Origin of the sequence: Rhizobium sp. CECT 9324 (genome assembly GCF_918741265.1) — a bacterium.
Taxonomy (GTDB): domain Bacteria; phylum Pseudomonadota; class Alphaproteobacteria; order Rhizobiales; family Rhizobiaceae; genus Allorhizobium.
This window is the reverse complement of the sequence record NZ_CAKKMZ010000002.1, coordinates 685,736-709,554: the sequence shown is the minus strand read 5'-3', so window position 1 is coordinate 709,554 and position 23,819 is coordinate 685,736. Positions and strand designations below refer to the sequence as shown.

The window sequence follows — 23,819 nt, the reverse complement described above, 5'->3', positions numbered from 1 at the left end:
GGCCACTGTCAGCGCCCAAATTGTGCGGCATAATGGATCTATCTCCTAAGCTTGCAGTAAGTTCCGACCAAGCCAAGGCCAATGGTGTTGTGATGGCGAGCACTCCGGCTTGAGCCAGGCATGGCTGCGTCGGCCACCGGGTTCAGTCGTCATACTCATGGTTCTCAACCAATCGTCGGAGCAGTATATCCGTTCTCGGCCGCCTCGGACGCATCGTCGAATGGAGGGTGGCGGTGTCCTCGGCAAAATCGTCCTCGGCTTCAATTCTACGCAACAACTCGCGCCCCGGAATAGCCGGAACGGGGCCGGGAGGAGAACGTCCGCTCTAAACTCAGCGTCCATAAGAGCAGGCATTGATGAAAGGCTGACGAAGTCCGGGATAGGCCGTTGCAAATAGGAAATCAGTGCGCAGCGTCTGCCGGCAGCTTGTGCGCGTCGTTCACCAAGTCGCCGATGCCCGTGTTGCTGCCCTTAACGGCATTAAAAGTATTTTGCGCTATCCAAAACCTATGACATCGGGCGGTTTTTTAAAAGATCTAACGGTATATCTGCTTCTGGTGATGCTCGCGCAATTGGGTGCCAACGTCGCCAGCGCAAGCGATTCCACCAGCATTCGAACGTCATGCTGGGCCGCCGCCACGCTTTCTGAAAACATCGTTGCAGTGGCTCGCGATCAACCCCGATGGAACTGCTCTGGCGCAGACCACCAATTCTCCATCGATGCCGAACGAGTGCTCCTCCGCTTCGACATCACACCCAGTCAAAAACCTCCTCGGTATCTGCTTTCAAGGCGAAGCGCGCTTGAAGCGGTGCATCTGCTGGCCTTCGACCAGAACGGCGCAGTTCAGCAGACCTCCTTTCCTGCCGCCGCCTTGCGCAGTTCAATGGCGGGTGGATACTTCAAGGCAGACCTACCGGACGTGACTCGAATGACTCGGCAGATCGTCGCTGTCTTTGATCTGCCGAGCCACCGGATGACGTTGGAGAAAGCATATCTTTCACCTGTTGACGCAGGCGTTAGCGCTGACGATCTGCGGCTTCTGCTGATCATAGCCGGGCTTGCCGGCATGCTCGTCATGCCGCTCATATTCAATGCGGCATTCTACCGAGCCCTGCGTGAAGCGTTCGTTCTCTGGCACTCGGTCCTCACCTTTTCGCTGCTGATGACGATCTTCGTTACATCTGGTCTGTCGGTCGTGTTTTTCGATCCTCCGGCTATGACGCTGAGTTGGATGACGACACTGATTTTCGGGGTTACGATCGGCTCAGGCGCGATGTTCACCTACAGCTTCATCGAGCCGGGTAAGATGCATACCCTCCTGCGGCGCATGTTACCCTATTGTGCGGCCTGGGCGCTCTTTCTGAGCGTCTTTCATGCGACATTTCCCTTCGTTGCACGCCCGATCCAGTCGACAGTTTACACGGCAGCGTTTGCACCGGTTCTTGTTGTCTTCGTTTTCTCGGTGATCGATTCATTGCGTAGGGGAAGCCGAGCGGCGAGGTTCCAGGCCATCGGATACACACCATTGGCTCTGGTCGGATTGATACGACTGGTGACCGGCGTGGCTCCCTGGCTGAACAGCGCAGACGCCATGCTCCTGTTCTATTTCGGCTGCATGTTTGAGGTGCTCTTCACAACGCTTGGGGTGGCGGAACGCTTCATGTCCATCAAGCGAGAACGAGACGGCGCTCGCAATGAGGCCGACCTGCTCGAACGCCTGTCTGAAACCGATCCACTGACCGGGTTGCTCAACAGGCGGGCGATAGAGCGCCAGTTCGAACGGCTTCTCGAGGAGAGTTTTACCGCACTTGCAGTCATCGACCTCGATCATTTCAAGGCGATCAATGATGGATACGGGCATAGCGTCGGCGACGAGGTGCTCAAGGCTGTAGCCGTTGCACTGAAGGCAGGACCGAACGTGCGCGCCTACCGCCTTGGTGGCGAGGAGTTCCTGCTTCTCCTGCGAGGTCACGACGTGGATGCACAGGCCGAGTTTCGCCGCCAAGCAATCCCTGCGACCGTCGCCAATGCAGTTCCGGGTCTCGCTGGGCTCGTGACTGCGAGTATGGGTCTCACACTGATCTCTGGCGATGAAAGCTTTACGTCGTTGTATGAACGAGCGGACAAGCTTCTTTACGAAGCTAAGAGTGCGGGACGAAACACAACCCGCAGCACGATCCAAGCGGCGCAGTCATCAAACTCCATCCCGATAGATCAGGCGATAGTCGCTCGACCCACAGCAGCGCTGGCAGGCACCGGCTGATGGCCACAAGAAGGTTTCAATGCAGATAGAGGCCTTGGTCGGCTGCTGGAGACCTACGAACCCGCCCTAAATCCGAAATCTTGACCAAGTGAACGGGAGCTTTGAGGAAATTCAACGGAAGGCTGAATGACCGACTGGAAGGCGCAAAGCTCTCATCGAGTTCTAGCAGGAATTGGCATCGAGCAAGATGCTTGCTCGGCGTCTTCGCCTTGAGCGGAATCGAACCTGCGGCCTGTCATTTCAACATTCGTCAAACCGATACCGTAGTGACCTTGCAGCTGGACCACTGCACCAAGCGGGCCTGAGCAGCGATGTTGCCCCTCTAAGCTTTTGGTGGTAAAAATTGCTACCAGTTACCTTTGGAGGTCACCTATGCCGAATGTTGAAAAGGTCAGTGTTTCGATGACACCTCAACACGCTGAGTTATTGCGTGATGCTGTGAACAGTGGGGCATATGCTAGCGGAAGCGAAGTTGTTCGTGAAGCCCTGCGGGACTGGTCGGCCAAATGGATGCAGAAGCGCGAAGATATCGCCAAGCTACGTGCGATGTGGGAAGAAGGCAAAGCTAGTGGCCCTGCGGTCGAGGTGGATTTTGATGCGGTGCTGGATGAAGCACGCCAGGAAATAGCGTCTGCCGCTCCTCATGCCCGTTAAGCTTCTTTGGACACCGAAGGCGCGCGCCGACGTTAAGAGCATCTACACCGAAATGGGTAAAGAGCAGCCGCGGAGCGCGGAGCGATACTTCGCCAATTTTCGCCGCAAGGCAGAATTGCTGATCGAGCACCCGCGTATAGGCGAGCGCCACCCTGAAGTGTTCCGAACCGCTCGGATGTTGGTCGAAGCACCCTATGTCATCCTTTATGAGACAAGGCCCGACGCAGATGACGGCCCTATTCATACCGTCGAGATTGTCCGAGTGGTAGACGGATGGCGTGACCTCTCCGCGCTGTTTAAGATCTGATGGGTTGAAGGCAAAGTATCAAACGCCTTGAACGGCATCGAACCGGCGACCCCGGCGTTCAGCAACTGTGAAGCGTTTTTTTCTTTTAGATTAGGCAAGCTATCGCCTCCTGAACGGCCAGTATGGGCCGCCGGAAGAGGACTGGGCTGCTACCAAACTTCTGGGAAAGCGGACATGTGGGGAACAACGACAGCAGGTTCTGGCTCCGAGCCGTCACCGCTTGAATGCAGGGATAACGAAGGACTCAGTACCTCATATCGCCTCTTCCGCGCATTGCTCCTGACGTGACTTGGGACCCACGTTGCGAGAATTATCTTGATGAGAGTCAAACCTGTGGCGGCTTCAAGCAAGCCGCCACAGACGCTCTTGGAATGGAAGCTCAACCCTTGATGAATGCCAGCAGGTCCGGATTGATCACGTCGGCATGCGTGGTCAGCATGCCGTGTGGGAAGCCCTTGTAGATCTTGATCGTGCTGTTCTTCAACAGCTTTGCCTGGAGTTCCGCGGCGTCCTTGTAGGGCACGACCTGGTCGTCGTCACCTTGGGTGACCAGAGTGGGCACGGTGATCGCCTTGAGATCTTCGGTCTGGTCGGTTTCGGAGAAGGCCTTGATGCCCTCATAGTGGGCCTTGGCGCTGCCCATCATGCCCTGGCGCCACCAATTGTTGATCACTCCCTGCGAGATCTTGGCGCCCTCGCGGTTGAAGCCGTAGAACGGGCCGGTAGCCACGTCGATGTAGAACTGCGCGCGATTGGCGGCGAGCGCTGCGCGAAAACCGTCGAAAACCTCGATCGGCGTGCCATCAGGATTTGCTGCTGTCTTGACCATCAGTGGCGGGACAGCACTGACCAGCACCGCCTTAGCAACACGGCCCTGAGGCTGACCGTATTTGGCAACATAGCGGGCGACTTCGCCACCGCCGGTCGAGTGGCCGATATGCACGGCGTTGCGCAGGTCGAGATGTTCGAAGACAGCAGCCGCATCGGCGGCGTAGTGGTCCATGTCGTGACCCTCGCTGACCTGAGCCGAACGGCCGTGGCCGCGGCGATCATGCGCGACAACCCGGTAGCCCTGATTGACGAAGAACAGCAACTGCGTGTCCCAGTCGTCGGAGGACAACGGCCAGCCATGGTGGAAGACGATCGGCTGCGCGTCCTTCGGACCCCAGTCCTTGTAGAAGATTTCAACGCCATCCTTGGTGGTCACAAAATTATGGGCCATCGGTTCAATTCCTTTTTGGTTGAGTGAGGTAAGTGTTTCCGAAGCCAGGGTCGGCATGGCCAAAGCCAGAGAAATGGTGGTTCCGGTCAGCAGAACTGCCGGCGAGAAAGAGAAAACTCGGTGGTCATCGGTCTCTCCGATTTGTTTGTCCAGCTCAAAGCCGAACCGGCACGACCTCTTAAAGGCTCAAATGGCTCACTTTGCGCCGCGGGTTGTCTCGAACAGGAACCAGGCGCGGCGCTCTGCCTCGTCCACCCAGTTTTCGATCAGACTGGCGGTCGCGATGTCGCCGTGTTCGTCGCACAGTGCGTGAGTCTCCTTCATCAGGGAGACCAGTGTGAGATTGTCCTCGCGAAGTTCGGCCAGCATATCGTCCGGGGTGACAAAGTCCGCGTCATTGTCGAGCAGACGCTGCACCCTCGAAATGTGTCCGATCGAACGGACCGTCGTGCCGCCGATCTTGCGGGCCCGCTCGGCGATGTCGTCGGTCATCGCAAAGATCTGCTCACTCTGCTCGTCGAGCATCAGGTGGTAATCGCGAAAATGCGGTCCGCTCATATGCCAGTGAAAATTTTTCGTCTTCAGATAGAGTGCAAAGACATCGGCCAGAAGTGCCGTCAGAGCACCGGCGATATCGGTTGTTGCATTGGAGCTCAGGGAGGTCGGCGTTGCGAGCGGCGACTTGCGGTGTTTCTCGGTAATCTTGCGGTCCATGACTGTCTCCATTGGGATTGTTGCGGTTGCTGGAGACTTTTTAGACGAGAGCCACGAGCCGCAGTATCGAATGCTTGGTTAGTCCGACCCACACCTTGGTATAGTTTCGCAAGGCCGCCGCTCAGGTTACAAATCGGGTGTCTTCTGTCCCCTCCCGAGAAGACAGGCTGGGCTGCAAGGCCCTGACGGTTCAGGCATCCCCTCCCCTGAACCTTCGGATGTCGCGATCCGATTGAGGCCATCCCAGCCGCCCTGGGATGGCCTCTTCTTTTTCAGCTTATGAGATTGAGCTCGCACGGAATTAGCCAGTAATGCGATTGCTTTTTGTCAACCGGAGTGGCTTGATCATCCAATCCAAACCGAAATGGGGTAAAGCATTGCAGCCGCTTGTTCTTGTGAACCCAAAACGGCGTCTGCCGGCACGCCACGAGATCGGAATACTTACATTCGCCGTTGTCCTTGCAGCGACGGTTTTCTATCTCGACACTTTCACAGACATCCACAGCGCGCTCGCCACGCTCTATGTGATCACCCTTCTGCTCTCGGCCGAAACGCTGACGGAAAAGGGTACGCTGCTTCTGACGGGCAGCTGCGTCAGCCTTTCGATGTTTTCGTATGTGACAGCGCATGGGCTACAGGGCGACATGGCGGCGGCACTCCGCCTGATCGTCGCTGTTGCTGCAATGGCAATCACCTGCGCCTTGATCATTCGCAACCAGCGCGCGCGCCTCGATCTGCTGCGCTTCAACGCCGCGCTTCGCAGCAGCGAGGAGCGCTACCGCACAATTTTCGAGCAAGGTCGTGTCGCCCTTTGGGAGCGCGATTACTCCGAGGTGCGTGCCATGTTGATGGCATTGCGGGCACAGGGGATTTTCGATCTGCGTGCGCATGCACGAGACAATCCGGACCTTGTCGAAAACTGCATTGCACGTGTGCCCACAATCGCGGCCAATGCGGCCGCACTTGAACTTCTCGGCATCGTCGATGCGCAGGATGTGCGATCAATGCGCCGTTACATTGCACCTGATGACACGACCTTCCTTGAGCTGATGGTCGCGATCTTCGAAAACAAGAGACACTTCGAGGGTCGAGGGACGATCATTGCGGCCGACGGCACCAACAAAATGGTGTTGCTGACGGTGGGCTTTCCGGAAGATGCCGCCAATTTCAATCGCGTCATTGTTGGAATGTTTGATGTTACAGAACGTGAAATGACCCAGAAGGCACTCTTCGAAGCTCAGGCCGAGCTCGCACTCGCGTCGCGCGCAGCAACTGTCGGCGCCCTTTCGGCTTCGCTTGCGCACGAACTCAACCAGCCGCTCGGCGCACTCGTCGTCAATGCCCAGACCCTGCAGCGCTGGCTTGATCGCGACCCGCCCGATCTGGCGGCCGTTTCTCGCTCGGCCGAGCGCATTGTCCGCGACAGCCAGCGCGCCAGTGACATTATCCAAAGCACAAGGTCGATGCTCGGCAACCATGCACCCGTTATCGAGCCGGTGTCGCTGATACAGCTTGTCGCAGAAACACGCGCCCTGATGGAAAGCGAACTGCTCAGAAATGCGGTCCGGTTTGACATCATCGCTGAAAGCGAACTGCCCACTGTCAATGCCGTCAGGATAGAACTGCAGCAAGTGTTGATCAATCTGATCACCAATGCCCTTCAGGCCATGGCTGATATACCGGAAACCAAGCGTTGGATAGAGGTGACAATTGAAGCAGCCGACGCCCAAAAAGTAGCGATCAGGGTTCGCGACAGCGGCCCCGGCCTTGGCTCAGATATCCTTCGAAACCTGTTCAAGCCGTTCTGTACCACCAAGGAAACCGGCCTCGGCATGGGCCTTGCCATCTGCCGCAGCATGCTGGAAGCCCGTGGCAGCACGCTGGCCGCCAGAAACCATAGTGATGGCGGCGCCGAGTTCGAAATGATCGTACCGATCGAGGCCACCCATGAATGATGCCCGAAAGTCTGCCAAAACGCCGAGCGGCGATATACCCATTGTTTATGTCGTTGACGATGACCCTTCGATCTGCGAAGCGCTGGTCGATCTGTTCCTGTCGACGAGAACGGAGGCAAAATCCTTCGAGAGCCCTCAGGATCTGCTCGACAATGCCGATCTTGGCCGACCGGGCTGCATCCTGCTTGACGTGCGCCTGCCGGGCGCAAATGGCCTGGACTTCCAGCTTCATCTGGAAAAACTCGGCAACCGCATGCCGATCATCTTCATGACCGGTCATGGAGACATTCCGATGACCGTGCGGGCCATGAAAGCCGGTGCCATCGACTTCCTGGCCAAACCGTTTCGGGATCAGGACATCCTCGACGCGGTCGCGGTGGCGTTCCAGAAAGACCGTGAAGTCCGTCAGCAATCCGCTGCCAACGGCGCCGTCTCTGAACTGGCCAAGACACTAACACGCCGCGAACACGAGGTGATGGCAGCCGTGGTCCAAGGTCTGATGAACAAGCAGATCGCCTTCAATCTCGGGATCAGTGAAATCACGGTCAAACTGCATCGCGGCAATGTCATGCGCAAGATGGAGGCGCGCTCCGTCGCCGAACTGGTGCGCAAGGCCGAACTGCTGGGGCTTTGAAGCCAAAACCTAGACCCTTGTATGGTGCAAGGCACCTTTTCGGCGGCGTATATCAAGGCCAGTTGACTTCATCAGGCAAGGCTTGAGTACATTGTCCAAAACACCCGTCGTAGCCATCGTTGACGACGATCGGTCGATCCGCGAAGCCCTTGACGATCTCGTTTCGTCTTGCGGCTACGAGAGCCGACTGTATTCGTCTGCGGAAGACTTTCTCGCCGATGGCGATCGCGCCGGGATCGACTGTATGCTGGTCGACGTCAAAATGCCGGGCCTGAGCGGCATCGAACTGCAGACCGTATTGAATGCACAGGCTGACCATAAGCCGCCGATGATCTTCATGACGTCCTATCAAGACGAACGAACGAGGGCGGCAGCCATGGACGGCGGTGCGTTCGCGTTTCTTGGCAAGCCGGTCGATTTCAACCAGCTTGTCCAGTGTCTCGAAAAAGCGCTGACGCATTGAATACCTCAACACGTTGAAGGAGAGAAAGTCATGTCTCACCGATGCTCCCACACAGCGACGATCAGATCCGTCAAGCCACACACTCTTGGTTGCGAGGAATGCCTCAAGACCGGGCAAGTCTGGCTCCACTTGAGGCTCTGCCGCGAATGTGGTCATGTCGGCTGCTGTGATCAGTCCCCCGGCCGCCATGCCACAGCACACTACAATACGACCCGGCATCCAATCATCGAAGGCTATGACCCACCGGAAGGCTGGGGCTGGTGCTATGTAGACGAGACGATGGTGGACCTGCCGGATCAGACACCGCAGCGAGGGCCGATACCACGATTTTACTGAATCCGCGTCTTAAAACGCTTGGACAATTGACCTAACGAACCGGAGGCAAGTGATGGCAGATCTCAGTGCACGTCAGCACCAGATGTTTCCGGTGCTCACACCCCATCAGATCGAGACGGCCAAACGCTTTTCAAGCGGTGAGCCGAAGCGCTTCGCGCCCGGTGAATACGTCTACAAGGTGGGTGACCATGCGGCACCCGCCTGGCTGGTGCTCGAAGGATCCATGGACGTTTTTCGCCACGAAGGTCTGTCCCATGAGGCGCCAATCACCACCCATGGTGTCGGCCAGCTGTCAGGCGAAGTCAACCAGCTGTCGGGTCGCCCGACGCTTGCAGGCGCACGCGCCGGATCGTCAGGTTGCACGGCCATCGCTTTCGATGCCGCGCATTTGCGCGCGCTGGTCATTGGCTCCGCAGATGTCGGCGAGACCATCATGCGCGCATTCATTTTACGCCGCGTTGGCCTCATCGATGCCGGTGCAGGTTCCGTTCTGATCGGAACGGTGGGAAATGCTGCACTTTCACGGTTGCAGGGCTTTCTAGCCCGCAGTGCCTTCCCATACATCGTGCTCGATGCGACCGCCGAGGGAGAAGGTCGGGCGCTGATCGAACGCCTGGGCATTCTTGTGTCGGAACTTCCCCTGATGGTCTGTCCCAACGGCACGGTTTTGAAGAACCCGACCGATGCTGAAGCCGCAGCATGCCTGGGGATGACACCGCAGCTCACCCCTGGCAAACTTTACGATCTTGCCGTCGTTGGCGCCGGGCCTGCGGGACTGGCCACCGCAGTCTATGCGGCATCCGAAGGTCTTGACGTGATCGTCATCGACGAACGGTCCGTGGGTGGCCAGGCGGGCGCCTCGTCACGCATCGAAAACTATCTCGGGTTCCCGACGGGCATATCCGGCCAGGCCCTGGCCGGCCGCGCCCATACTCAGGCACTTAAATTCGGCGCGGAGATGGTGCTGCCGGTTGAAGTCAACAGCCTGGTCCCGCCAAAGGAAGAGGGCGCGCCCCTCAGGCTTGGCCTCGCAGGCGGCAAGACGGTGGAGGCGCGCAGCGTCGTGATCGCATCCGGCGCACGCTACCGGCGGCCAGACGTCGCCAACATCTCGACCTTCGAAGGGAAAGGCATCTCCTACTGGGCCTCGCCGATCGAAGCAAAGCTCTGTGCTGGCGAGGAGGTGGCTCTGGTCGGCGGCGGCAATTCAGCAGGCCAGGCTATCGTCTTTTTGGCGCCACATGTCAGGAAACTGAACTTGGTCATCCGGCGAGCGCTGGACCAGACCATGTCGCAATATCTGATTGACCGCATCAAAGCTCTACCCAATGTAGAGTTCCATATGAACTGCGAAGTTGATGCCATCGACGGCGAGGCCACAATCGGTCTTTCATCTGCAACTGTGCGCAATCGGGTTTCCGGCAGCGAACTGCAGTTACCCCTGCACCACCTGTTTCTCTTCATCGGAGCCGATCCCAATACCGGCTGGATCAGCGACCGCGTCCAACTCGACGCCAAAGGCTTCATCGTGACAGGGCAATCCTTCGACACGCGTTGCAGCGTTGCTCGCAATCCCCTGCCCCTCGAAACCAGCCTGCCGAACGTATTTGCCATAGGCGATGTCCGTGCGGGATCGACCAAGAGGGTCGCGGCGGCCGTGGGCGAAGGCGCTACAGTGGTCTCTCAAATTCACCAGGCGCTGAGCTTCGCAAGCACCCCTCGTTAATTGCATCTTCCTCCCCAAACGCGAGCGACCCGTCGGCAAGGCAGACGGGTCGTTTTTCATTCTACGCAAGGCATCCGCCTCGTATTCAGAGCGCCGATGCCCCCAGTTGCAGACCATAGGCGACGATGTCTCGATCGACGACCATGCGTTCAGCTTCATAGCGTTGCAAGGCAATGGTGAGATCGCCCTCCTGCGCGAGACAGTTGCTCAAGGCCATGACATCGCCTGCTGCCTTCGACACACCCATGGCCGTGTGCGGCCGTGCGACGAAGGCAGCATCGCCGATCAGCGCGATCGACCGGCCGATCATGCGCGGTGCTTCATAGTCGAAAATACCCTGGATCGATGGGCTCGGCTCGGCTTCGACCGCCAGCGCAAACTGGTGCGGCAGAATCTGCCGGGCATCGTCGCGCAAGGCCTCCAGACGATCGTCGGACAGGCCACCACGCGGCAGAGAAAATGCGTGCCCGCGGTTGTCCATATCCGTGAATGTCCCGGCAAGTTCACTCCGCAGCACCTTGCGGTACCAGACCCAGTTGTAGCGACGGCTGCCGCTTTGCCTTTCCCCCTTCGAGCCCGGCACCAGGTAGCCCAGCACATGCACGCCGGGCTGGACACAGAAGGCGAAGCGATCCAGCAGCAACCCCGCATCCAGGGGAAGGCTCGGCTCCGGGATCAATCCGCGCCAGGCGACATAGCCGCTATAGTGATTCTGATGATCTGCCGGATTGACTGCCCGGCGCACGACGGAGCCGAGACCGTCCGCGCCGATGACGAGATCCGCAGTCTCTCGCGTGCCATCGGCGAAGATCAACTCGGCGCCAGCCGTTCCATCTACGACGTCCACGGCCTTCCGACCGAGGACATAGCTGCCAGGGGCGATACGCCAGGCGAGGGTATCAAACAGGATATCCCAGGAGATCTGGGTTTGCGGCATGTGGACAGTCTGGGCAATGCTGCCATCACGGTTGAGATAGATGCGTTCCTTGGCGACCACGCCGACATGGGCAACATACTCGCATCCTATCAGTCGAAGAATGCGCAGCAGATCGCTCTGACCGACCAGGCCTGCGCCGCGGCCGGCAAGGCCGCTCACCGAGCGCTCGTAGACGCGGACATCATGGCCGGCATTTTGTAGAAGGATGCCGGCAAAGAGACCAGCGAGCGACCCGCCGACGATCCTGATACGGAGTTTTTCCATCTTAGCGCCTCACTGCCCAGCCACAGCGGGCTTGTGCCGCCGATGATGCGCGAACTTGACTGCGAAGGCTGCGATGCCAAGGGCTGCCCCCAGCGCACTGACCATCAGCCAGCCGCCCTCGCCCCATGCAAATGTCGCCATCGCCGAGCCTGCCGCACCGCCGAGAAACATACCCGCCATGAAAATCGTATTGAGGCGGCTGCGCGCATCGGCGTCGAGCGCATACATGATGTGCTGGTTGGAGATCAGCGCACTCTGGATGCCGAAATCCAGCACGATGACGCCGACGACCAGAGTGACGATGGATGCCCATGCGCTGAAGATCAGCCAGGCGACGATGGTCAGCGCGGCCCCGAACCAGACGACGAAATGCGGCCCTCTTCTATCCGCGACCCGACCGGCGAGCGGTGCTGCGAATATACCGACCGCACCGACAATCCCGAACAGGCCGGCGACATCCGCCCCCAGCTGGAAGTTCGGTCCTGCGAGATAGAGCGCCAGGATTGTCCAGAAGGCCGTGAAGGAAGCGAACAAGAATGCCTGAATGACGGTCGCCGCCCTGAGTGGCGGATGCCGTTTCCAGAGCTGACCGAGGGAACGGAGAGCCTGATGATAGCGCAGCGTTGATGTCGGCCGGTGATGCGGCAGGACCGCGAACATCAGACCCGCGGCCAGAAGGGCAAGCGGGACGCCGATCCAGAACATCTCCCGCCAGCCGGCATGTTCGCCGACGAAACCCGAGAGGGTGCGGCTGAACAGAATGCCGGAGAGAACACCTGCCATCACCGTTCCAATGGTGGCGCCGCGTTTTTCCGGCGGTGCCAGCGACGCGGCGAAGGGAACGATCTGCTGAGCAACAGTCGAACAGGCTCCGACAATGACAGAGGCTGCAAGCAGCATCCAGGCAGTCGGTGCCAGTGCAGCCAAACCCAAGGCTGCGGCCAGAACAACGAACTGGCCGATGATCATACGCCGTCGATTGACAAGGTCACCCAGCGGCAAGAGCAGGAAGAGCCCCAGCGCGTAACCCAGTTGTGTCGCCGTTGGCACCATGCCGGTGATCGGCTGATGCTGGAACTCGGCCTCGATAATGCCGAGCATTGGCTGGTTGTAGTAAATATTGGCAACGGCAATGCCGCTGGCAATGGCCATGGCCAGCAATGCACCCTGTCCGATATCGCCGCCACTTGTGTCGGGCGCCCCAGCCGTCTGCCTCGGTCCTGTCATGTCCATAACCTTGCTCCGTTGCCTGATGTAATCGTGGCACAATCTAGGCTCGGAGACGTTTGCCTGACATTCAATGGACGTCTAGCCGAACCTATACATCGGTCTAGGTTCGCCCTCGCGCAGCAGGTGCTAGGTTTTCCTGACATTTGAGATGGAGACAGTGATGAGCAAGAAGCGGCCGGATGGTATCGAGACATATACGGCACCCGCCGGCGGCTGGGGGGCGCTCAAGGCCGTCGCACAGACGCTGGCGCGCCAGCAGATTATCGCCGAGGGTGCGCGGACACTGTTGAAGGCCAACCAGCCTTCCGGGTTCGATTGCCCCGGCTGCGCCTGGCCGGACCCGAAACATACGAGCTCGTTCGAGTTCTGCGAGAACGGCGCCAAGGCAATCACTTGGGAATCGACATCCAAGCGCGCCGGCTCGGAATTCTTCGCCGAGCATCCGGTGGCGGAGCTTTGGCAATGGAGCGACCACAAGCTCGAAGACCAGGGGCGGCTCACCCATCCGCTGATCTACGATCATGCCAGTGACCGATATCTTCCGATTGAATGGGATGCGGCATTTGCGCGGATCGCTTCGGGACTCAATAGCCTGCCGAGCCCGCACATGGCCGAATTCTATACGTCTGGCCGCGCTTCCAACGAAGCGGCGTTCCTCTTCCAGCTGTTCGTCCGCGCCTACGGCACCAACAATTTCCCCGATTGTTCCAACATGTGCCACGAGGCTACCAGCGTCGGCCTGCCGATGTCTATCGGCGTCGGCAAGGGCACCGTGACCCTGGAGGACTTCGACCATACCGACGCGATCTTTTCGTTCGGACACAATCCCGGCACCAACCATCCGCGGATGATGACGACACTGCACGAGGCTTCCCGCCGCGGCGTGCCAATTGTCGTGTTCAACCCGCTGAAGGAGCGCGCACTGGAACGGTTTGCCGCCCCGCAGGACCCGATCGAGATGACGACCCTATCCTCGACGCCGATCGCGTCTGCCTATCATCAGGTTCGCACCGGTGGCGATCTCGCTGCGCTCAAGGGCATGATGAAGCGCATCTTTGAACGGGATGCGGCCGATATCGCAGCTGGCGGACCGGGCGTGCTCGACCGCGATTTCATCGAGGCTCACACAATCGGACTCGACGCACTGAAAGCGGATATCGAGCGCACCGATTGGCACCAAATCTTGGAAAAATCCGGCCTAGCGCTTGAGGCGCTCGACAGCGCCGTCGATGTCTATCTCAAGGCAAAGAACGTTATCCTTTGTTATGGCATGGGCATTACCCAGCACACCAATGGCACGGCCAATGTCCAGCAGCTCGCCAATTTCCTGATGCTGCGCGGTAATATCGGGCGCCAGGGCGCAGGAATATGTCCCCTGCGTGGCCATTCCAACGTCCAGGGCGACCGCACGGTCGGCATCACAGAAATCCCGAATGATGCCCTGATCGACGGCATGGAAAGGGCTTTCGGTTTCCGACCGCCTGCGGAGAAGGGCCACAATGCCGTCGAGGCGATCGAAGCCATTATCGAGGGCAGGTCGAAAGCGCTGGTATGCCTCGGCGGCAACCTCGCCGTTGCCATGTCCGATCCCGAGGCAACCTTCCAAGGCTTGCGACAGCTAGACCTCGCCGTCCATATGGCGACCAAGCTCAACCGCTCGCATCTGCTGATCGCCAAGACCTCGATTATCCTGCCCGTCTTGGGCCGCACAGATCAGGACCTACAGACGACAGGTCCACAGTGGGTGACCGTCGAGGATTCGATGTCGATGGTGCATTCCTCGCGGGGATTCCTCAAGCCCCCTGGTGATGAGCTGAAGTCGGAGCCCGCTATCATAGCCGGCATCGCCGCAGCGACGCTCGGCGACAAATACACAATCGACTGGCAGGCGATGACTGCCGACTACCGACTGATCCGCGACAAAATCGAGATCGTGTTCCCCGACTTCCGGGATTTCAACACGCGCATCAAGACACCCGGCGGCTTTCGTCTCAGCGTTCCGGCCTCCGAGCGCATTTGGAAGACACCATCCGGCAAAGCCGAATTCCTGGTCGGGCCCGGCCTCGATGAGGATCCGCGCCTGCGCGCAAACGACGCGCTGGTCTTGACCACGCTGCGCAGCCACGACCAGTACAACACCACCATCTACGGGCTGGACGACCGCTACCGTGGCGTTTTCGGTCGCCGAGACGTCATCTTCATGAACCGCCTGGACCTTGAAGCGCGGGGCCTGGTCGACGGCGACCTTATCGACATCGAGTCGATTTCGGCACGCAATGCCCGGACCGTGAGCGGTTTCATGGCCGTCGCCTATGACATCCCACCCGGCTCGGTGGCCGGCTACTATCCGGAAATGAATAAGGTCATCGCGCTGGCCGACTACGACAGGAAATCCGGGACCCCCGCCTACAAGGGTGTTCCAGTCACGATACGCGGACGCGCGTGAGGGGCCCCGCTCCAAGGTCGGGGTCACAAGTTGTCGTGGCGACCACAACGGCGGGCCATCTCCGCTTCATTCACATTGCTGATAGCTGTCATCCTCGTTCATCTTCTCTCGTCTCGCTGCAAACTGGATCCGCTCGAGTGAAGTATGGCCAGTCATCTCGCTGACGACCGACAGATCTGGCGAACCCTCTCGTGGAAATTGGATGGAATTGGATGGATAAATAGTGCATGAGAGCGTCTCAGGGAATTGGATGAGAATGGATGCAAAAATGGAATTCCTAGATACGGCGACCGTTCGGATTACGCCCGAAATCCTTTCGCTGATCGCCGAAATCGACGAATTCAAGGGTGCTTGGCGTGCGATCGGCCGGATCGCGCCTGAGCGTCTGTCCGGCCTCCGGCGTGTCGCCACGATCGAAAGCGTCGGTTCCTCCACCCGCATCGAAGGGGCACGCCTCACCGACCGCGAGGTCGAAAAGCTACTGGCAAACATTAGCCTGGGGTCGTTTACGACACGTGACGAGCAAGAGGTTGCCGGCTACGCGGAGGTGATGGAAACCATCTTCAGTGCTTACGAAGCTATTTCGTTCACCGAGAACCACATCCGCCAGCTCCACCGCGACCTTCTTGCACATTCGACAAAGGACGAGCGGCATCGCGGCGCTTACAAAACCCTCTCCAACAACGTGGAAGCGTTTAACGAACAGGGCGAGAGCCTTGGCATAGTTTTCGAAACGGCATCGCCGTTCGATACGCCGCGCCGAATGGAAGAACTGATCGCCTGGCTGGATGAGCAAGGGCGAGAAAAGCGGCTCCATCCACTTTTGGTCGTTGCGATCTTCGTTGTCGTTTTCCTCGAAATCCATCCATTCCAGGATGGCAATGGCCGCCTATCGCGTATTTTGACAACCTTGTTGCTCCTGCGGGCCGGCTACGCTTACGTCCCCTACAGCTCGCTCGAAAGCATCATCGAGCAAAGCAAGGAGAGCTACTACGTCTCGCTTCGGCGCACGCAGGGAACGATCCGCAGTGCCGAGCCCGACTGGAATCCCTGGATCGAGTTCTTTTTGAGGGCCCTGCATCGGCAGAAGACGCGGCTTGAGAAGAAAATGGAGCGCGAGAGAATAATCCTCGCCGACATGCCGGAACTATCCGTAACATTGCTCGAGTTGGCGCGCGAGCACGGCCGGATCACTGTCGCGGAGGCTACACGGATCACCGATGCAAGCCGTCACACCATTAAGGACCATCTCAAGGCACTCGTGGATCAAGGGCACCTCGTCCTGCACGGTGCCGGCCGCGGCGCCTGGTATGGTCTTTCCTAATAAAGGGGTTTCAGGCCCGTCGGAAAGAGGGCGCCTTGAACGGATCTGAACCCACGACCCTGTCGCGAACTGTATCTCCACATCAAAATCTCTCATCCAGGCGGCTTCTGGGCTCTCCGGAATGACCGATTTGGTGAGGTGTCCGGACTGTCCGATTTCGGGGATTGAGAACAACAAGGGGCCGTCGTGCGCTCGCTGACCCAGCGTCAGCTTCCCCTCTTTGATGCAAGTTCGAAGCATAAGTCTGCAGGCTTGTAACTGACTGTCGCCAAGAAGCGCGGCACGACGTCATTCCCCATATCGCATGCACCCGGTTCGCTCATCGCTATAGGCCTACGCCGAAACGATGTCGGCTTCCGGATAGGAACAAACGGCGTGGTCTGGCCCCCGGATAGCGCAACTTGGATTGGCCTATTGCCTCGTGCCGACACCAGATTTGCGCAAGAAGCTCACCGTCGACTATGAAAGAATGTCAGCGATGATCTGTTCGACCCCACCTGGCTTCGAAACGGTGATGAAGCGTATTGAAGCACCCGAGGAGGCGATCAACTCGGCCAAATAGCAGATCCGAAGCCCCACCAAGAAACTCTATACCACCATCGTGGGGTTGGCGGCCGAATCTGCGCAACCCGTCGATCCGTGCAAGGCCTGGTGCCTCTGCCTTGTGTGGCCTGATCGAGCCCGGTGTTATCAACGTAGCATGTTCACTAGAACGCATCCGCTGTACTGACGTCGGGCCCCGTCAGGGAGACGGAGCCCGATCCGAACTCAGTAGTTGGCGCTGTAGGCCAGTGGTACCCAGTCGTAGTTCGTCTCGTCCCGCCTGACATGGCCGATGCCCGGAAAGGTGTGATGGGCGCCTGCGACCAGATATTTCTGATCGGCTGCCTCGGCGAAAGCAACGGAGCGTGAGGCTGCAGCCATCGTCTGGTTCACGTCGAAATCGACCGTGACTTCTGGACGATCGTACTGGAGCACGTCGCCATGCGCAATGTCACCCCAGAACACGATCTTCTTCCCCTGGCTTTCCATGATGATGCCGCTGTGGCCAGGCGTATGACCCGCCCGCAGCACCGAGGCAAAACCGGGCAAAGGGGCGGCATCGTCTGCAAAAGTCTCGAACTTCTTCGCGTCGACGTAAGGGCCGACGCACTGCTCGGCTTGCGCGATCTGCGGACCGAAAACCTTATCAGCCTTGGCCCTGGCATCGGCTTTCAGCCAGAATTCGGCTTCGCGGTGGTTGACGTGCAGGATCGCGTTTTCGAACACGCGCTTGCCATTGGAAACAAGACCGCCGGAGTGGTCGGCATGGATGTGCGTGAGGATGACGTCGTCGATCTGGTCCGCCCTATAACCCGCAGCTTCGATGTTGGACACGAGCTTGCCGAGCGCCGGCCCCATCAGGTCCCCGGTCCCGGCATCGATGAGAACGAGCCTTTCGCCGGTGTTCACCACGAAGGCATTGACCGAAGTTTCCGAATCCGCCTGGAAATGACCGGCGAGATAGGTTTCTGCGTCGCGCTCGGTGATGCCCTTGTATATTTTCGACATTGGCAGTTTGACCGTGCCGTCGGAGACCGCGGTGATCTCGTAGTCACCGAGTTTCAGCCGATAGAAGCTGGCTACTTGCCTGCCGACAATCGGCGCCTTCGCGAACGCGGCCGCAGGCAAGGTGGTCATGGCACTGGCAGCAAGGGCTGCGCCGGCTGTGCTGATGAGAAGGGAACGGCGGGTCTGCATGGGAAACTCCTGGTGCTGGCGTGAAGTTGACGTGAGGGTCTTGGAACTGACCTGCAGAGCACGTATGTATCGCGCCATCAGTAATCAAATCGATGTGGCTCATGACGACTATCGATCATTTCAATTTGCGCTCTTTCGACCTCAACCTGCTTGTTGCCTTCGACGCCCTGATCGCGGAGGGTAACGTCACCAGGGCGGCTCGACGACTGAAGATCCAGCAGCCTGCGATGAGCCATTCCCTTTCTACGCTTCGGGTCCTGCTGCAGGACGAATTGTTCATTCGCGTAGGCCAAGTCATGCAGCCGACAGCGCGGGCGCGCAGTTTGGCCATTCCGGTGCGTCATGCCCTGCGCCAGGCACAGTTGGCGCTAACCGGTAACGAGGCTTTTGATCCCGCAACGGAAGAACGGACTTTCCGCATCGCCATGTCGCCGGAAATCGAGCTGCTGCTGATCCCCGAACTGACGATGCGCTTGCGACGCGATGCCCCCGGCCTCAAAGTTCTAGCGAGGGTGTTTCCCTACGAGGCGATGGAGCCTTCGCTGGAGGATGGCAGTATCGACATCGCAGTCGGATGCACTTATTCGAAGACGAGCCGCCGGTCTTTCGAGACACTTTACGAACCGGAGATGGTATGCTGCTACAATCCCGCGCTGCTGGCACTGTCGAACCCGGTGGAACTCCCGGACTATCTTTCCGCCGAGCATGCGACCATCTCCCAGAACGAGACATTGCAGGGTTGTATTAAGGATGCTCTGGAAATGGCCGGCGTTGAACTGAACGTCATCACGGCCGCACCCGGCTATATGTCGGTGCTCTCGGCGGCACAGGTTGCACCGGTGATTGCCACGGTGCCGAGCCGGATTGCCGCTCGTTACGCGGCAATTCTCGGCCTTGAGGTCAGCCCGTTGCCCGTGAGCCTGAGCTTTCCGCCGGTGAAAATGGTCTGGGCGAACCACGCCGACAGCGACCCTGCTAACGGCTGGCTGCGGCATCAAATCCGCGATAGCCTTGCGTGCACCGCAGCCGGCGGCCAGGAGTCGCAAGTTTCTGTTAAGATCAACGATGACATCTTCGTTTCCCGGCATTCATGAAACTGCTGGGGTAGTTAGCCCAGCAACCCGACCGATTGAAGACAAGGGTTGCTCTGCCAAGGAGGTACAGGAGCGCCGTCCTCCGATCTCGTTGGCGCAGCAAACTATCATGCCCTCGCCAATCACTGCCGGTATGTTCGACATCGCGCGAAGGACCGCGACCAGCCACCCGATCGCTTTGGCAATTGATTGAACGGAAACGCCAGTAGCAATGGAAGCCCCCGACGGCCATTGGCTGATCCCTCCCCGCCTGTCCCGAAAGAACTAAGCCGTAGTTGCCGGCGGGCACGTGGAATTCAGCAAACAGGCCGACTGTAATAATGCTCTAACGTCTCTACAGTAGATTTGCATCGAACTGGGAGCAACCCGCGTGCACTTCGAAGCGTACAGCCATTGTCCGGATGTTCTCGCCTCTCAACACGGATGCAACAACCCGCTCACGAAGGTCGGTCATTCGACAAAGGTGCGGTCATGTGATGCTGGCCTCTCCAGCCAGCATCACTGAATTGCAACAAGAGTGTTGTGGGAAGCCGCTCCGAATGGACAACCTCCTGAAAGCTCACACCTAGGCTGCAAGCCTTGCAGCGTTGAGCGGGATCTCGACATCGATCTCGAGGATGGAAACATCGTCATCGCGGTCCATCTTGATCCGGACCTTGTCGCGATCGAACTCCACATGCTTGGCGATCACGGCCAGGATCTCCTCGCGCAGGATTGCGACCAGATCGGATTCGAGTGACGCGCGCTCATGCGCCAGCAGGACCTGCAGCCGCTCGCGCGCCATCGGCGCAGACCGTTGTTGTTTACGAAACAGCGAAAAAATGCTCATGCGGCCCTCCGCGCGAAGATCTTGTCGAGAAGGCTACGTTTCTCGCCCGGGATAGTGATTGGAATGCTTTCGCCGGCAAGACGACGGGCCGCATCGAAATAGGCTTGCGCTGGAATGCTACGCGCATCGGCCAGTGTGACCGGTGCACCGATATTGGATGCACGCAGCACATCCATGCTCTCCGGAATGATGCCCAGCAACGGGATCGACAGGATTTCGAGTACGTCATCGACCTTCAGCATGTCGCCCCGCTGAGCGCGATTGGCATCGTAGCGGGTCAGGAGAAGATGCTTTTCGATGCGTTCGCCGCGTTCGGCCTTCAAGGTCTTCGAATCCAGCAGTCCGATGATCCGGTCGGAATCGCGCACGGAGGAGACCTCCGGATTGGTCACGACCACAGCCATGTCGGCATGGCGCATGGCAAGCGTCGCACCACGCTCGATACCGGCGGGGCTGTCGCAGATGATCCAGTCGAAATACTTCTTCAGCTCGGTGATGACACGCTCAACGCCTTCGGCGGTCAAGTTGTCCTTGTCGCGGGTCTGAGACGCCGGCAGCAGGAACAGTGTTTCGAGACGCTTGTCACGGATCAGCGCCTGCGGCAGCTTGGCATCACCCTGGATGACATTGACCAGATCGTAGACAACCCGACGCTCTGCGCCCATGACCAGATCGAGATTGCGCAAGCCGACGTCGAAATCGACGACAACGACTTTTTCGTTTCGTTGCGCAAGAGCCGCTCCCAGTGCGGCAGTCGACGTGGTTTTACCCACCCCACCCTTGCCTGACGTTACAACAACAACCTTGCCCATATATCTCTCCTCTATAGCCCCGCTCGAATTCATCATCACATCATCTTCTCAACTTGGATCGCATCACCCTCAAGCCAAAGCTGGACCGGCTTGCCACGCAGGTCCGGGTCCATGTCTTCGGTCATCGCGTAGACACCGTCGATCGCGATCAGTTCGGATTCGAATTTACGGCAAAAGATCCGCGCCTCGCCATTGCCCAGGCATCCGGCGAGGGCCCGCCCCCGCAAGGCACCGTAGATATGCACGGAACCACCGGCGATCACCTCGGCACCGGACGCGACAGATCCGAGTACGGTGATGTCACCCTGTGCAAATACGATCGACTGGCCGGATCGCACCGGTTCACGCACCATCAACGATGGCGCCGAAGCATATTGCTCTACAACGGCCACGGGTTCGGCCGCCTGCTCCTCGACCTGTCTTGTCGGTTTGGCCGGCTCATCCGTCTGTGGCACCTCGTAGTCGGCTGCCGCCCGTCCACCTTTCAGCGCCGGCGGCATGCCCGGCTCTATCAAGGACGGACGCCCGCCCTCGATGCCCATGATGCTGACATTGCGCGCCGAAAGCGCGGCAATCAGTGCCTTCAACTGTGGACGGTCGATTTCGATGTCCGATACATCCAGAACAACCGGACGCCCCAGGAAAAAGCCGGCGGAGCGCGCCGCCAGATCGTCCAGGCGGATCAACCAGTCGTCAAGTGGGAGATCCGGCGCCAGAACGACTGCCAGGAAGGACCGGCCTTTGATGCGGATGGAACGGGAATCGCTTAGCACTTTGGTCATCTACGTAAACAAATCGTTTACGATGACTAGCGCGTATATGGTTAACAAATCGTTAACAGGCGCCGCTTGCCTAGAGGGAAATTAACCGAAACCCCGATGGCCAACCCGCGTTTTTTTGCCATACCGGTTTTATGGAGTGAACGGGAATAGTGCGCGCTCCAAGCTTGAGCCGCGCCTGCTGATCTCTATTGTTCCCGGATCTTGTGATCGAATGCTGCGGCAAGCGGAAGAATTTCCCCACTCCGTTGACCATTTGGTGTTCCCGCTTGGACAGTCATCCCATAAGATATCGCACGACGCTTGAGGTGATCTGCGAGACGTAAAGCCAAGGTCACGATCATCAGGGTCGGATTGGCATGACCGGCCGTCGGGAAAACCGAACTTCCGGCAACAAACAAGCCATCCACACCATGGACCATGCTGTCGGCATCAACGACGCTCGTCGCTGGATCAGTCCCCATCCGCGTTGTGCCGGACGGATGCGCCATATCCATGAATGCGCTCGCCTGATCATCATCCGCCAATATCCAGTCTGCCAAACGCGGTTCTGGCAAGCCAGCGACCTTAAATTCGGACTGCATCAGACGCGCGAGACGTTTTACGCTTTGCCGCTCAAGCGCGCCGATCCGCCAGTCGACCCGTGCCAGAGGTGTTCCCAAACGATCGGTGGAAGACGAAAGCGTGATCCGGCTTTCCGGATTCGGCGGCTGCTCGACCATCACGTCAAAGCGCAGTTCGTCAGACTTTCGCGGCAAGCCACGATACAGGACCTGCCGCTCGTAAAGACCGCGCACCACCAAGTCAGGCGAGCGCAGAACGGTCAATAGATCACGCCCTGGCGTTCTTGATCCGCGGACCATGCGCTTCAAGGCGGCCCAGGGATCATTGGACGACAAGGTCTGGACAGGATATGCGGCGCAATTGAGCAACCCTTCCCGCGCCTGGATGGCGGGACTCAGGGCCAGCCCGTGAAGATAGAAATGCCGCTGGCCCCGGTGGGTCAGCCCAAAGAAGCCGAATTGCCTTGCGACTGGCTCTAGAGCAGGGCTGGGAAAACTGGCAATCACGGTGCGAGGATGATCGGCCAAGTAGCGGCCGACGACATCGCTGCCGTTTCCGACGCCCTGTGGCATGACAGAGTTCGACGCCAGAAGAAGCCTTGCATTTTCGACACCGCCCGAACAAAGGACGATGGTGCGCGCCTGCACGAGAGCGCGATGGTCGGAAAGGCTTCGAACTTCGAGCGAAGTCACAGCTCTTCCGGACGGCTCGACATTAATCCGCGTCACGGTCGCATGGGTCAGGATCTCGATATTCGCCGCGTTCAGGCCACGTGCAATCTCAACAAAACGAAATGGCTCACGCTTGCTGGCACTCTGTTGGCTAAACTGCCAGAAGAAAGATCGTAGTTTGCTCTGATCGAAACCCAGCTCCACTGGAGGAGAGCGGAGATGTTCCTGTAGGCGGGCGTCGTAGAGGTTGGGACCGAGGTTAAGTAGACTGCCGGCCCGATCGAGAAACGGTTCAAGGCTTTCGCGCGTGACCGGCCAGCCGGAACCCGGGAGCCATGTACGGTGCTCGAAATCGATTTCATCAAACGCCGCACATTTGCCCACCCAGGTGTGGGTACTTCCCCCCACGCCACGGTTGCGCAGCTCAAAGGCTGGGATATCGTTGAGCGAGGCGAGGCTGTCACTATAACCCCGCCCCGGCAAGCCCACCGCGTCGCGCGGCTTGGGTTCACCGATATTGTCGACGCGATTGAGCCCTTGGGCCACCTCGTCAAATTCAAAGCCGCCACTTTCGACGATCAGTACACGGAGCTTCGTGTGGGCCAGTTCCCGAGCAATCGCAAGACCGGCCGGACCAGCGCCGACGATGGCGATATCGGCGTGATAGAGGGTATCCTTTGCAGCTGTCCGCAGGTCACGCGCGCCCATGCCATCATCCCTCACACTCGTTGTATGCAGCCTTTCCGAGTGCTAACAAAACGGCTGAAGCGTTGAAATTGTCCAATATGCTTAGACCAAACAACCATTCTACACATTCAGGACAGCCTGTCGGCCGTAGGCGGAACAAGCCTACT

At 58.8% G+C, this 23,819-nt stretch carries 20 protein-coding genes; 11 read left to right on the top strand and 9 right to left on the bottom strand.

The genetic code is table 11. The features are described 5' to 3' along the window. The first annotated feature begins 404 nt into the window (after positions 1-404). The 3 genes from LQ231_RS23080 (at position 405) to LQ231_RS23070 (ending at position 3,225) form a co-directional block, all read left to right on the top strand. Positions 405-2,264: a diguanylate cyclase gene (locus tag LQ231_RS23080; RefSeq protein ID WP_230174247.1), complete on the top strand. Its 1,860-nt coding sequence runs from the start codon at positions 405-407 to the stop codon at positions 2,262-2,264. A 372-nt stretch (positions 2,265-2,636) separates the two neighbouring features. Next, a complete protein-coding gene (locus LQ231_RS23075; RefSeq protein ID WP_037125560.1) occupies positions 2,637-2,918 on the top strand; it encodes a type II toxin-antitoxin system ParD family antitoxin in 282 nt (93 codons plus the stop codon). Then, on the top strand, positions 2,908-3,225 hold the full coding sequence (locus tag LQ231_RS23070) for a type II toxin-antitoxin system RelE/ParE family toxin (protein ID WP_230174246.1): 318 nt from the start codon (positions 2,908-2,910) through the stop codon (positions 3,223-3,225). The genes LQ231_RS23075 and LQ231_RS23070 overlap by 11 nt, the downstream gene beginning before the upstream one ends. A 379-nt stretch (positions 3,226-3,604) precedes the next feature. Here LQ231_RS23070 and LQ231_RS23065 read toward each other — a convergent pair whose 3' ends face one another. Continuing rightward, positions 3,605-4,447, bottom strand: coding sequence for an alpha/beta hydrolase (locus tag LQ231_RS23065; protein WP_230174245.1), 843 nt, complete (start codon positions 4,445-4,447; stop codon positions 3,605-3,607). 195 nt (positions 4,448-4,642) lie between these two features. Then, positions 4,643-5,161: a DNA starvation/stationary phase protection protein gene (locus tag LQ231_RS23060; RefSeq protein ID WP_230174243.1), complete on the bottom strand. Its 519-nt coding sequence runs from the start codon at positions 5,159-5,161 to the stop codon at positions 4,643-4,645. 377 nt (positions 5,162-5,538) lie between these two features. Here LQ231_RS23060 and LQ231_RS23055 point away from each other — a divergent pair, with 377 nt between their 5' ends. The 5 genes from LQ231_RS23055 to LQ231_RS23035 all read left to right on the top strand — a co-directional run bounded on the left by LQ231_RS23055 (position 5,539) and on the right by LQ231_RS23035 (position 10,275). After that, a complete protein-coding gene (locus LQ231_RS23055; RefSeq protein WP_230175038.1) occupies positions 5,539-7,116 on the top strand; it encodes an ATP-binding protein in 1,578 nt (525 codons plus the stop codon). Next, positions 7,109-7,750 (top strand): response regulator transcription factor, encoded by a 642-nt coding sequence (locus tag LQ231_RS23050; RefSeq protein ID WP_230174242.1) that lies wholly within the window; start codon positions 7,109-7,111, stop codon positions 7,748-7,750. The genes LQ231_RS23055 and LQ231_RS23050 overlap by 8 nt, the downstream gene beginning before the upstream one ends. Before the next feature lie 91 nt (positions 7,751-7,841). Beyond that, a complete protein-coding gene (locus tag LQ231_RS23045; protein ID WP_230174240.1) occupies positions 7,842-8,213 on the top strand; it encodes a response regulator in 372 nt (123 codons plus the stop codon). Between the two features lie 30 nt (positions 8,214-8,243). After that, positions 8,244-8,549, top strand: coding sequence for a UBP-type zinc finger domain-containing protein (locus LQ231_RS23040; RefSeq protein ID WP_230174239.1), 306 nt, complete (start codon positions 8,244-8,246; stop codon positions 8,547-8,549). 52 nt (positions 8,550-8,601) lie between these two features. Continuing rightward, positions 8,602-10,275, top strand: a complete 1,674-nt coding sequence (locus LQ231_RS23035; RefSeq protein WP_230174238.1) for an FAD-dependent oxidoreductase — start codon at positions 8,602-8,604, stop codon at positions 10,273-10,275. Positions 10,276-10,360: 85 nt separating this feature from the next. Here the strand turns inward: LQ231_RS23035 and LQ231_RS23030 are convergent, their stop codons facing one another. After that, positions 10,361-11,476: a 2-polyprenyl-6-methoxyphenol hydroxylase gene (locus LQ231_RS23030; protein WP_230174235.1), complete on the bottom strand. Its 1,116-nt coding sequence runs from the start codon at positions 11,474-11,476 to the stop codon at positions 10,361-10,363. A gap of 9 nt (positions 11,477-11,485) precedes the next feature. Then, entirely contained in the window at positions 11,486-12,709 is a 1,224-nt protein-coding gene (locus tag LQ231_RS23025) for an MFS transporter (RefSeq protein ID WP_230174233.1), read from the bottom strand. Between the two features lie 157 nt (positions 12,710-12,866). On the opposite strand from LQ231_RS23025, the gene LQ231_RS23020 reads away from it, so the two are divergent. Together LQ231_RS23020 and LQ231_RS23015 are read left to right on the top strand one after the other, a co-directional pair. Further along, the gene (locus LQ231_RS23020) at positions 12,867-15,152 is read left to right on the top strand and encodes an FdhF/YdeP family oxidoreductase (RefSeq protein ID WP_230174231.1); all 2,286 of its coding nucleotides are present in this window, start codon (positions 12,867-12,869) and stop codon (positions 15,150-15,152) included. A 268-nt stretch (positions 15,153-15,420) separates the two neighbouring features. After that, positions 15,421-16,476, top strand: coding sequence for a Fic family protein (locus tag LQ231_RS23015; protein WP_230174229.1), 1,056 nt, complete (start codon positions 15,421-15,423; stop codon positions 16,474-16,476). A gap of 768 nt (positions 16,477-17,244) precedes the next feature. On the opposite strand, the gene LQ231_RS23010 is transcribed toward LQ231_RS23015, so the two are convergent. Beyond that, entirely contained in the window at positions 17,245-18,216 is a 972-nt protein-coding gene (locus LQ231_RS23010; protein WP_230174227.1) for an MBL fold metallo-hydrolase, read from the bottom strand. A gap of 101 nt (positions 18,217-18,317) precedes the next feature. Here LQ231_RS23010 and LQ231_RS23005 point away from each other — a divergent pair, with 101 nt between their 5' ends. Next, positions 18,318-19,310 carry a LysR family transcriptional regulator gene (locus LQ231_RS23005; protein WP_230174225.1) on the top strand — a complete coding sequence of 331 codons (993 nt, stop codon included), beginning with the start codon at positions 18,318-18,320 and terminating at the stop codon, positions 19,308-19,310. Between the two features lie 565 nt (positions 19,311-19,875). Here LQ231_RS23005 and minE read toward each other — a convergent pair. The 4 genes from minE to LQ231_RS22985 form a co-directional block, all read right to left on the bottom strand. Continuing rightward, the gene (gene minE, locus LQ231_RS23000) at positions 19,876-20,139 is read right to left on the bottom strand and encodes a cell division topological specificity factor MinE (protein WP_113140188.1); all 264 of its coding nucleotides are present in this window, start codon (positions 20,137-20,139) and stop codon (positions 19,876-19,878) included. Beyond that, a complete protein-coding gene (gene minD / locus LQ231_RS22995) occupies positions 20,136-20,951 on the bottom strand; it encodes a septum site-determining protein MinD (protein ID WP_113140187.1) in 816 nt (271 codons plus the stop codon). The genes minE and minD overlap by 4 nt, the downstream gene beginning before the upstream one ends. Before the next feature lie 35 nt (positions 20,952-20,986). Then, entirely contained in the window at positions 20,987-21,733 is a 747-nt protein-coding gene (gene minC, locus LQ231_RS22990; RefSeq protein ID WP_230174223.1) for a septum site-determining protein MinC, read from the bottom strand. A gap of 185 nt (positions 21,734-21,918) precedes the next feature. Continuing rightward, positions 21,919-23,673 (bottom strand): GMC family oxidoreductase, encoded by a 1,755-nt coding sequence (locus LQ231_RS22985; RefSeq protein WP_230174221.1) that lies wholly within the window; start codon positions 23,671-23,673, stop codon positions 21,919-21,921. Positions 23,674-23,819 lie beyond the last annotated feature (146 nt).